General features: G+C 38.8%; 9 protein-coding genes and 1 pseudogene. All 10 read left to right on the top strand.

Annotated features, from left to right (window positions below; translation table 11 throughout):
• The first annotated feature begins 123 nt into the window (after positions 1-123).
• The 10 genes and pseudogenes from BA1DRAFT_RS02470 (at position 124) to cas6f (ending at position 11,577) form a co-directional block, all read left to right on the top strand.
• Complete coding sequence (locus BA1DRAFT_RS02470) at positions 124-423, top strand: hypothetical protein (RefSeq protein WP_235200945.1); 300 nt, start codon at positions 124-126, stop codon at positions 421-423.
• 564 nt (positions 424-987) lie between these two features.
• Positions 988-1,416 carry a hypothetical protein gene (locus tag BA1DRAFT_RS02465; RefSeq protein WP_036775832.1) on the top strand — a complete coding sequence of 143 codons (429 nt, stop codon included), beginning with the start codon at positions 988-990 and terminating at the stop codon, positions 1,414-1,416.
• 943 nt (positions 1,417-2,359) lie between these two features.
• The gene (locus BA1DRAFT_RS23410; RefSeq protein WP_160169978.1) at positions 2,360-2,497 is read left to right on the top strand and encodes a hypothetical protein; all 138 of its coding nucleotides are present in this window, start codon (positions 2,360-2,362) and stop codon (positions 2,495-2,497) included.
• Positions 2,494-5,754, top strand: a pseudogene (cas3f, locus tag BA1DRAFT_RS02460) (type I-F CRISPR-associated helicase Cas3f); the annotation flags it as partial. The gene BA1DRAFT_RS23410 and the pseudogene cas3f, both read left to right, overlap by 4 nt.
• Positions 5,755-5,921: 167 nt before the next feature.
• Positions 5,922-6,233 (top strand): type II toxin-antitoxin system RelE/ParE family toxin, encoded by a 312-nt coding sequence (locus BA1DRAFT_RS02455; RefSeq protein WP_036775830.1) that lies wholly within the window; start codon positions 5,922-5,924, stop codon positions 6,231-6,233.
• A gap of 971 nt (positions 6,234-7,204) precedes the next feature.
• A complete protein-coding gene (locus BA1DRAFT_RS23405; protein ID WP_160169977.1) occupies positions 7,205-7,375 on the top strand; it encodes a hypothetical protein in 171 nt (56 codons plus the stop codon).
• A 286-nt stretch (positions 7,376-7,661) separates the two neighbouring features.
• Positions 7,662-9,017, top strand: a complete 1,356-nt coding sequence (csy1, locus tag BA1DRAFT_RS02450) for a type I-F CRISPR-associated protein Csy1 (protein WP_036775829.1) — start codon at positions 7,662-7,664, stop codon at positions 9,015-9,017.
• On the top strand, positions 9,014-9,979 hold the full coding sequence (csy2, locus tag BA1DRAFT_RS02445) for a type I-F CRISPR-associated protein Csy2 (RefSeq protein ID WP_036775827.1): 966 nt from the start codon (positions 9,014-9,016) through the stop codon (positions 9,977-9,979). The genes csy1 and csy2 overlap by 4 nt, the downstream gene beginning before the upstream one ends.
• A 23-nt stretch (positions 9,980-10,002) precedes the next feature.
• The gene (gene csy3 / locus BA1DRAFT_RS02440; protein WP_036775825.1) at positions 10,003-11,013 is read left to right on the top strand and encodes a type I-F CRISPR-associated protein Csy3; all 1,011 of its coding nucleotides are present in this window, start codon (positions 10,003-10,005) and stop codon (positions 11,011-11,013) included.
• Between the two features lie 9 nt (positions 11,014-11,022).
• Positions 11,023-11,577, top strand: coding sequence for a type I-F CRISPR-associated endoribonuclease Cas6/Csy4 (cas6f, locus tag BA1DRAFT_RS02435; protein WP_036775824.1), 555 nt, complete (start codon positions 11,023-11,025; stop codon positions 11,575-11,577).
• Positions 11,578-11,776 lie beyond the last annotated feature (199 nt).

Raw genomic sequence — 11,776 nt, 5'->3', positions numbered from 1 at the left:
TACTTCAAATTGCATGTTTGAAAAACGATTATGTTGTTGAATTTAAATGTTTTTATGTCTGGCGGCTCAAGCATCTTGAAGTTCATTCGGTATAAGCATTGCGGGTCTGAGATTAAAGAACAAATGGAACTAAAAAAAGAGAAAATGGAGCTAGAAAAACTTAAAAGTTTCACTCCATCAGAACTTGCTCCTTTTTCATTTTATCGGTGGGGGAGAGACGGTAACGAGCTGGTTGAAGATCAGATTAAAGAATTAACGGAACGATTAATTAAATCCAATCCAGAAAAAATGGTTAATGAGATTGAAAGCTATTACCGCATAGAAATAGAAAAGTTGGCTAAGAGACTACCTAAACAACTCAGGAAAGAATTTCATGAGAAATATACTTATTGGTTATATGCATCGAAATCTCAAAATAGTTAATAAAAATCCCTTGGAAATAAATTGTTTTTTAATAAACTCTGATATTTTAAATGGCTCAATGAAACAATATAAAATCACATGGATGTGAATTTGTCTTGATTTTCTGATGATAATGACTACAAATTGATGCTTGATAACAGTTTATTTTATTAATCTTTATATTAGATAAATTCCAAATGATTTTTTATAATTGATTTTAATTGAAATGCATGTGATTTTTTAGAATTAAAAATAATGGTTTATAGGTTTTTTAAGGCAAAGAATTAATTTGGTTTATATAAAAAATCAATTTGTTTAAATGGTTTTTATTTGCAATAGTATGAGTGATTTAAAGTTGTCTTTTTAAAATATTAGGATTTAATAAAGTTTCTTTTTGATGGGTAAATTTATTTATAATCGGGTTAAATAATTGGCTATAAAAAGTATGGAATGGAAAAGTTAATGAATGATTTAAAGGAATGTGAAATTATTTATTCATAGAGTCATAATATTGCATTTGTTAGTTAAATCAGGAGTAGTTGAATTCTATTTTCATACAGTAACTATACCAAAGGGGATTGAAACATGATGTATTCAGTTAAAGGTGTTCAATATCAAACATTGGTAAATATCCCTAAAAATATTGGGTTAGGATATTCGGGGCGTGACGGTAAAGTTCACCTTATTGATGGTGAATTCCTATTTTATGGTTCTGTTGATATTCAAGGTGAGAACGGGCCTATCAATAAAAAAACGGAAATTGATGCTAACTGGACGGTGAAATTTAATGAAATACCTTGTGATAGTCAGGGGAATATCTTACTTAAATCTTACTGGCTTAGTCCTGCGAGCAATGATAGCTGGCTTATAAAAGATAAAATGCGGCTCATGATTCTTTGCTCAAAAGAACCAACTCATCGATTGATTCTTGAGACCGGTGAAATCATTGATAATAAAGTTGACAACGATTATCTTCGTAACATGATATTTTCTTACACCATACTACGGCGCTAATAGTAAGCAATGCGTTTAACTTAAAAAATGCTCTGATATTTTTAGGGCATTTCCTTAATTATAAAGATAATCTACCATTGTTCAGATGGAATGGAATATTAGATATATGAGAAAATAACCTAATATCTTTATTTAATGATGGGAATGGCTACTGAAATGGTTTATACCCTATGGATTTCAAGATGCATCGCGACGGCAAGGGAGTGAATCCCCGGGAGCATAGATAACTATGTGACTGGGGTGACCGAGTGCAGCCAACAAAGAGGCAACTTGAAAGATGACGGATATATATGAGTGATTGATATAACGGTGGTGTATTCTAGAGATGAGTCATTATAACCTTATTAGTTAATAAGATAAATGAATGGAAATAAAATAACTCATGAGTAGAGGAATTTGATTGAAATGGTGGCGGTAAATAATCATTTTTTACCTGTAGTGTTTATATTCTATCTCGTAATAACAGTGATCTAGATTATATCTTTAATTAAGCTAATTATGTTGCTGAAAATATGAATTGGAGACTTGGTAAATTGGGTAACACTGAACTTTTCAATATTTAAGCGCCTGGTGGAATTAGTGCAATTGTAGGCGTGTTGAATGATGTCAACTTTGAAAAAGGCTGCGAGATTAAGAGGTACTGATTTTTGCTGATGACCGAGTTCAGTGGGGTGGTTTCATTATCATTGAACATTTTACAGACAACAATTCTCACTTGCTGCATAGATTTTAGGGCAGAAGATTTAAGTATGTGATGGTATTTTTGTTGCTACCTTATTTTACCCTTTTTTTAAAGTGAGTTGTAATTAATTGATTTTATGGATAAATTAATTATCGCTTATAAAAAGGGTTTTTTACTTCTTAATAGTTATGCTATTTAAAAATCAGTAGGTTAAAGTTAATATGTAACAGTGCACTGCCGTACAGGCAGCTTAGTAAACTAATGCAGCGTTGGCGAAATTCCTGTTCATGTGTACTGCCGTACAGGCAGCTTAGAAAACAAGCATTTATTGCGGCAATGGCTGGAGAAATTGATGCCTTGCAAACAACTGCTCAACAACTGAGTCAGGTGGCACGATGAATATTCTTTTAGTCTCTCAATGCAACAAACGCGCGCTAACAGAAACCCGCCGAATTTTGGATCAATTTGCTGAACGTAAAGGTGATAGAACTTGGCAAACGGCTATGACACCAGAAGGTTTAAACACCTTACGTGAATTGTTGTGTAAAACAGTGCGCTGTAATACGGCGGTTGCTTTCTATTGGATAAAAAGTGGTGGTTAAACTGAGTTGTTATGGATTGTCGGGAATTTGCGGCGCTTTAACCCGCGGGGAGTTGTACCTATGAATACGAAGCGTGATGTACTAAAAATCCAGGATGAGAATCATTGGCACAGTGTTGAAGCTATCAGCTTATTGGCAGCAATTGCCGGACTATTTCATGATTTTGGTAAAGCTAATGCGTTGTTCCAGCAAGGCTTACGAGGAGATGGGCGGTTCCAACCGTACCGACATGAATGGGTATCTTTGCGGCTGTTTCGGGCATTTGTTGATGAGCAGAATGATAAGGAATGGCTGACTTCGTTGAGTCAAATTGAGCCTGGTGATGAAGATAAAGTACTTTCCCGCTTGGTTAAAGATGGTATTAATCCCTATGTAAAGCCTTTTGCTAACTTACCTCCATTGGCAACAACTGTCGCTTGGCTAATCCTCTCTCATCATCGTCTTCCTGTTTATCCTAGTTATGACGATCGGTATGTACGTAGACCACAATTAAAAGATATTGATAGTTGGCTGATTAACCACTTGGAACCGTCATGGAACTCAGTCAACATGGATAATAAGGACTGGAGTAATCAGGATAAACGTGATGTCTGGACATTCCCAAATGGTACACCTATCCGCAGTCAGACTTGGCGTCAGAAAGCCCAAAAATTTGCGCGAAGAGCGCTGCAATCAACGTCATTATCGCAATATGGCAATCTGAACCAGCGTTTCACCAGCCATATGTCTCGACTGGTTTTAATGCTGGCCGATCATCATTATTCATCGTTGCCTGCAACTTTGGGTTGGCAGGATGTTAACTATGATGTGTTTGCCAATACTGATAGAACCACCGGTAAGTGCAAGCAGCGATTAGATGAACATAATATTGGTGTTGGGCAGAATGCTTTATTATTAGGGAGAAGCTTGCCACATATCCGCAAAACGCTACCTGCAATTACTCGTCACAAAGGATTTAAACAACGTAGTAAAGATGAAAAATATCGCTGGCAAGATCAGGCATTTGATGCGGCGTGTGCTTTGCGTGAGCGTTCAGTAGAACAAGGTTTTTTTGGCATTAATATGGCTTCTACTGGTTGTGGTAAAACTTTTGCTAATGCACGCATCATGTATGGATTAGCTGATGAAAAACAAGGATGCCGTTTCTCTATCGCTTTGGGGTTAAGAACGTTAACGTTACAAACCGGTGATGCATTACGTAAAAGATTGCATTTGGAAGAGGACGATCTGGCGGTGCTTATTGGTTCTCAGGCAGTGAAAGAATTACATCAACTCCGCCAAAGGGCGCTTGAGCCTGATGTGGGTAGTATATCCGCGGAAGAGTTATTTGCTGAACACCAGTATGTTAGTTATGACGGTAGCTTAGATGATGGGCGTCTGAGTCATTGGTTACGTAAAGATAATAAACTTAATAAGCTGCTTAGCGCCCCTGTGTTGGTGGCAACCATCGACCATTTAATTCCCGCTACTGAGGGTATTCGTGGTGGGAAGCAAATTGCACCTATGTTGAGATTGCTTACTTCTGATTTGGTGTTGGATGAGCCGGATGATTTTGATATTAACGACTTGCCTGCTTTATGTAGGTTAGTGAACTGGGCAGGATTATTAGGTTCACGGGTATTGCTTTCATCGGCCACATTACCTCCTGCATTGATTCAGGCATTGTTCAATGCTTATCGGGCTGGACGTCAAGATTACCAGTTGGCATGTAGTCAACCAGGTGCCCCGGTGAATATCTGTTGTGCTTGGTTTGATGAATATGAAACAACTCAACAGGATGTGGTCGATGCATATCAGTTTCAGGAACAGCATAATATTTTCGTTAATAAGCGTATTGGCAGGCTTAAAAAAATGGTGCCATTGCGTAAAGCTGAACTTGTACCGATTTTTTCTGAAAGTCGTAAAGTTGATAATGTTATTAATACTATCGCTGAAGTGATGCATCACTCTATATTGAAATTGCGTGAGGAGCATCATCAAACTCATTCGTCGGGTAAAACCGTCTCTATTGGTTTAATCCGTATGGCAAATATTGATCCACTGGTTGCTGTTGCACAGCGGTTATTACGGATACCATCTCCTAAAAATGTACGCATCCATTATTGTGTCTATCACAGCCAGCATCCTTTGGCGATACGTTCTCATCTTGAACATCGGTTGGATTCCACATTAACACGATACGATGAAGAAGAGTTGTGGCAGGTGGCGGAAATTCGCAAAGCATTAGAGGAGATGCCAGAGAAGCATCATATTTTTGTCTCACTTGCTACATCTGTAGCTGAAGTTGGTCGGGATCATGATTACGACTGGTCCATTGCTGAACCCAGTTCAATGCGTTCATTGATACAACTTGCTGGGCGTATCCAACGCCATCGGCAAAAAGAGCCAAAGATACCTAATCTGCATATTCTGATGAAAAATTATAAAGCACTTAAAGCGACTGATTTAGAACATCCAGTTTATTGTCGGCCAGGATTTGAGTCGAAAGATTACCTCCTTGCCAGTCATGATTTACATGAATTACTGGATCCTGATCAATATGAACTAATTAGTGCATTACCTAGGATTAGGGAACGAGATGACGCAGGGGAACGTTCACCTTTTCAGAACTTAGTTGATCTTGAGCATCAACGTTTGTGGGATGAACTTCAAGGTGATTCTGATAATGAACATGGTTATTGCTCAGCACTTTGGTGGCGTAAACAAGCCTCATGGTGTGCGGAACTCCAACGTCATAAACCGTTTCGTCAATCAGAACCTGACGAACTACATTATTTGTGGCTTGAAGAAGAGGGTGAAGAAGCGAAGTTTATGGCTCTGGACAGCGGCCAGGCAGGGATAAAAGAAAGCGGAGCGTTTGACTATGTGCCAGAATTAGAGTTCGCACTTGGTGTGAGTGCTTGGATTGGACTTGATACTGAGACGATTTATCAGAATTTGGCTGATATTCATGAAATGGAGTTAAAAGACGTAAGCCAGCATTTTGGTGAGATTTGTCTTAGGAAGAAAGATGACGGAGAAGCATGGTGTTACCACCCGTTTTTAGGGGTGTTTAGAGACATTATTGTTATTCCATCAATGGATGAATATGAAAACATCGAAGCACTTAAGATTCAGTTTTTGAAATCCAGAGCAACTCAAGCCAAAGTTGATATTGAAGAAGGTAATCTAGTTGATGGTGAATCGTTTTTTGATGAACTAGAGACAGGTAAGTACGACTAATGCCGATTCTCTATCGTTTAACACCGGATGCCCAAAGAGATTTGATCAAAATCCGCCGATTTACCATGAAACAATGGGGGGCGGCTCAATCACAAAAATATCTGTTGGAACTACGGAGAATCATTCGTCTTCTCGCTGATACTCCTTTTTTGGGCAAGTCTAGGACTGATATCGGACTGGATATTTTTAGTTTTCCCTATGTCAGCCATGTTATTTATTACGTAGTACATGAGCAGCAATTAGTTGTGTTCGGCGTGTTGCACAAACGTATGGTACCGTTGAACCATCTAGCCGAGCGAGAAGTGATTTAATGTGGCTGATTGTTTTGAATTGAGACTAGAGATGGAAAACACTAAATGTATTTGCCGTTATCACGTATAGAAGTCGAAGAATTTTATGCTCGTCTGAGTTTAATGCCTATGGATAACACCTATATTTTGTATTGAGCTGTTTTAGAATGAGCAGTGCTATGAAAATTCTATATAAAATCGCTGATTACCCTTCAAAAGTACTTAAAGGAGGGAGATTTTTTTTAAAATAAATTGAACGTTTAAAGAGGTAAACTATCTAATGAATATGTCATTGATGATGAGATGTTTCATGGGTATATTCATCTTGAGTTGGCAGAAGAAACAAGTTTAATACCATGACTTGATTGATACCCTATTTCTCATTACTACAGCGATACATTAGAGTGAAAATAGGGTGATTTTTAGGTATTTTGTTGTGGAATATACAGAGGGAAAATCTTGGTAAAGGGAATGAACAGAATCAATTAAAATACATTGGTTAGGGGATGAATGCAGGGCTAGGTTATTTATTGGTCGGTGGTGATGAACCATCATGTTTTTGAGCTAAATTTAGCGAGACACTAAGTGTTTGGATTGAATTTGATACTGAGATGGTTTACCAGAATTTGGCTGATACCAATGATATGTAATGAAAAAGCGTAAGCCAACGTTTTGGTGAGATTCGTCTTAGGAAAAAAGATGACGCAGAAGCATGGCGTTACCGCCCGTTTTTAGAGGTGCTTGGCGCGCCCGGTTGAGCGCGCCACTACCTGTGCGGTAGTTATGTTTAGGGTTAAACTAAATATTTCTAAGCTACTTGTCCAGTAGTGTCGGTATGGTAAATGTTTAAAAGATCAAATTCTATATAAAATTATAAGGTAATCCTACATGAGGCATTAACTGAATAATATAAACTAAATAGGGGTTTTTTGTTGCGGGTTCGACAGTTTAGAGTTAGTATTTGCACATACTAACTTCTAAGAGTAACTGTTATGAAGAAAAAAGGTAGCAAAAACAAGGGTAGAGTAAAAAATATACTGAATGGTGCTTTGATCTTAATAGCTGTTTATTTACCTAATATTGGTGACTTTGATTTCAAAAAACCTGATATTGTTGAAAGTCAAAAAGGGACTACTATAAGTATCATAATTGGTAGTCAGTAAAACCCCGAGGGAATGAGAGTGTGCTTGATGTGTATTGCGTAACGTTTGTATTAGTTGGAAGTGGACATTTTCCCCGCCTTCTAGATACGCTCGCCGCTATGCAGTAACGTCGGGGTATCCACTTAACGTCAATAAACTTGGAGTGTTTAATGTTGAGTTTGCACACTCCGATAGTCGCTTATTCCCTATCTAAAAAAAGGGCTGCGCTATTTGATCAGAGTTTTAGTTTGATTGATAATTATTTGGCAAATCTGATAATCCATGTTTATGAGGTGAATAAGAGGTTATGAATGAAAATAGATTGAGTCGATTTATTATCGATTATATTGAAAGTCGTAAGCAGTCAAAACTGGAGGTTTTTGATAAAGAGGCGGAAAAGAAACTGGCAAAGTTATCCTCTTCTGAAGATATAACTCTTGTTCAGCAGGATATTGCTGAGCAACGTAAGGAGTTGAAAAAACGCTATGAAGTCAAAAATTGGTTGGATGATGCAGCAAACCGGGCAAAGCAAATTAGTTTAGTGACACATGCTCTGAAATTTACTCATAGTGATGCAAGAGGCAGTAGTGTTTTTGCAACAACATTAAATATAACTGGAAATGCTGAATACCTTTCTACTGCAACATTGTATAAACCGGTAGTTGACTCGGTAGGAAATGCGGCTGCCTTGGACGTCGCAAAATTGTTGCAAACTGAATATCAAGAAGATTCATTGGTAGCATGTCTAAATCGGGGGGATTATTCGGCATTAGCTGAACTGGCTGAAAATGAGCAGCAACTTGAACGTTGGGTGAGTGGATTTAGGCAGGCTCTGTCAGATGAAACTCTCTCATCGCATAAACTAGCAAAACAGCTTTATTTCCCGGTAAATAGTGAATGTGACGAATATCATTTATTAAGTCCACTATTTTCTTCGTCTTTGGCAGATGCTATGCATCAGCGTATTATTGAGACCCGCTTTGGTGAATTATCCAAGGAAATTAATAAAGCCAGAAAAGAAGAAAGTTGGCACCCAGGAACTAGAGTGATTTATCCTAATACTGCGGTACAGAATTTTGGTGGTACTAAGCCACAAAATATCTCTTATCTTAATAGCGTGAGAGGTGGGCGAGTCTGGCTTTTACCTTGCTCTATTCCTAACTGGAAAACGATTTCTAAACCTCCAATAAAACATAAATCTATTTTTCGCTTACGTGGTGAATTCGATTCATTGGCACGTAATACTGTCTGGGAGATGAAAGGTTATTTAAGGGATGTACGGTATTGTAAAAATAATGCAGAAATTCGACGACGGCGGCAGGAGTTTGTTGATGAAATTATAGATATTCTATTTGATTATGTTATTAGTGTTCAAAGTCTTGTTGCATTTAAAGGCTGGAGCGCTAGTGATGACTGCGAATTAAAACGCTCTCAGCAACTTTGGCTGGATCCTTACCGTTGTGAGTTTGATGAAATATTCCAATATGAGCGTGAGGGAGGGGACTGGAAAAAGGAGGTTGCTAAAGATTTTGGTTACTGGCTGAATGCAGGTTTAAAGCATAAAGAATTAGAAGTTGCTTACCCTGAGCGTCGTGAGTGGGCTTTTGTGTTCAGAAAGCGACTACGTGAATTCGAAAATGAATTACCAAAGGTGCCGCTATGAGTCATCTGATTATTTTACACCACCTACGGGTGGAAAATGCTAATGCTATTGCGGGACTAACTTATGGTTTTCCAGCAATAACCCATTTTCTTGGGTTTACTCATGCGCTTTCACGCAAATTACAACAAAGTCATGGTCTAAGATTGGAGAATTGTGGCGTTATTTGTCATAACCACCAGTTACATGTTTATCAATCTGAGCCAATTAGAGAGGCCGCTTTTGCATTAACTCGCAACCCACTTACCAAAGAAGCAAAAACCGCTGCATTTAATGAAGAGGGTCGAATGCATATGACGGTTTCCTTATTAATAGAATGTTCTGGTGAAATTGCTAATGGTGGCAAAGGTGCTCATGAATTGGAACAACATTTGCTTGAAATATGTCCAATATATCGGTTGGCAGGTGGCATTATTACGGAAATTTCTAGAGTGAGTGTTAGAGCGTTTCCTGAGCAAGAACATGAGCTTCGTAAGTTAATGCGCGGTCTGCTACCGGGGTTTGCTTTGCTGGATCGTTCTGAATTGTTAACTAGCCACTATAAGGAACTAAAACAAGATAATCCGCAGGCAGAACTGATTGATGCTTGGCTTGATTTCTCTGTCATTAAAATGCAGGCTATTCCTGTTCAGGATGATAAGCAACCTGAAATTGGTGATCCTGCATATTGGGAATATATCCCCAAACCTGCTTCTGGATATTTAGTTCCTCTGATGACAGGTTATCAGGCTATATCGCCGTTATATCCCGCCGGGAAAGTGGAGAAAACTCGTGATCCCAATACCCCATTTAGTTTTGTAGAAGCAATTTATGGGGTAGGAGAGTGGCGGAGTCTGCACCGTATTTATGATATTCGCCAGCTACTCTGGTGTCATCATTACCAAGAGGGTATTTACCGATGCTGTAATCAGCAGTCTATTGCCCGTCAATCTAAATCTAATAAGAAAGTAAGAATAATCGACTGATTAATTTAAAAGAGGATATTCTCATGTCTAAATCGATCGTTAAAACAGCTTCTGTATTGGCATTTGAACGTAAACTTTCTAACTCTGATGCTTTAATGTTTGCTGGAAACTGGAAACAAATCGACGGTGAATGGAAGCCTATTACTATTCAGGAAAAAGCGGTTAGAGGGACTATCTCTAACCGCTTGAAAAATGCATTAACGAGTGATCCTGCTAAGTTGGATGCAGAGATTCAAAATGCAAACCTGCAACGTGTCGATGTTGCCGCATTGCCTTTTGATGCTGATACCCTAAAAGTCAGTTTTACATTACGGGTCTTAGGCAATCTTTCAACACCATCAGTATGTAATGATCAGGATTATCAAGCTGAACTGGCAAACGTGATTAACGGTTATATCGCTGAACATGGTTTCAAAACGCTTGCAGCACGTTATGCAGAAAACTTGGCTAATGGACGGTTTTTGTGGCGTAACCGAGTTGGAGCAGAAGAAGTTAAGGTTCGCGTAAGTGGTAAGAGTGGCAAATGGTGGGAGTTTGATTGCGAAAATTTCAGCTTACGTGAATTTGGTAAGGTAGAAGGTGATTTAGCTGAACTTGCTGCCGAAATTGAAGAAGGATTGGCAGGCGATAGATCAACATTATTCAATGTTGAGGCTTTTGTTCGTTTGGGGCATGGGCAGGAAATTTTCCCTTCTCAAGAGTTGGTTCTCGACAGTAACAGTAAAAAAAGCAAAGTGTTGTATCAGGTCAATGAGATCGCTGCATTGCATTCGCAGAAAGTGGGTAATGCGCTCCGAACGATTGACACGTGGTATCCAGATGCTACGGAATTGGGTCTTGGCCCAATAGCGGTTGAACCCTATGGTTCTGTCACCAGTCGTGGTAAGGCTTATCGTCAGCCTAAAGTAAAAATGGATTTTTATACTTTGTTAGATAACTGGGTTGTTAAAGGAAAAACTCCAGAAGTAGAGCAACAACACTATGTTATGGCGACGCTAATTCGTGGCGGTGTTTTTGGTGAAAAAGGTGAATAAGGGGATCAGATGGATTATTACTTTGAAATCCGTGTTCTTCCCGATCCTGAATTTAGCCAGCAAGACCTTATGGAAGCGTTATTTGCTAAACTGCATCGGGCTTTGGGGCAAGTAGGTAACGGACGTATTGGGGTCAGTTTTCCGTGTGCGAGAAAAACACTGGGGGATACGCTGAGAATTCACGGTTCAAGCGAAGCGCTGAATGACTTGCAAACATTATCTTGGTTAAAAGGACTCAGGGATTATACTGAGGTGATTGATATCAAGCTGGTACCTAAGGATGCTCGATATCGTCGTGTTAGCCGAGTGCAGGTAAAAAGCAATGTTGATAGGATTCGCCGTCGTTCGATTAAAAAAGGATGGTTAACGGAGGAACAAGCTCGGCAGTGTATTCCAATAAGCAAGGAACAACGTACTCATTTACCGTTTCTGTACCTTAAAAGCTTGTCATCAGGACAAAGTTTTCTGTTGTTTATCAAACAAGGGCCAATACAAGACAAACCAACTCTGGGAGTTTTTAGTTCGTATGGATTAAGTTCATCAGCTACCATCCCTTGGTTTTGACCCTTTTTTAGCGGCTAATTATAACTTATTGATTTATTTAAGGGATTAGCCGCTGCTAATAAAAAGGGTTTTTCTGCTTTTTATCATTATGTTCTTTAATAATCAGTAAATTAAAGGTAGTATCTAACAGTTCACTGCCGCGCAGCGCAGGCAGCGTATCTTTTAAAATGGCAATTCCAACCTGAGCGCGTTCACTGCC

Origin of the sequence: Photorhabdus aegyptia (assembly GCF_000612035.1) — a bacterium.
GTDB lineage: Bacteria > Pseudomonadota > Gammaproteobacteria > Enterobacterales > Enterobacteriaceae > Photorhabdus > Photorhabdus akhurstii.
Note: the sequence above shows the minus strand (reverse complement) of the source record. Positions and strands in the feature narration are given on the sequence as shown.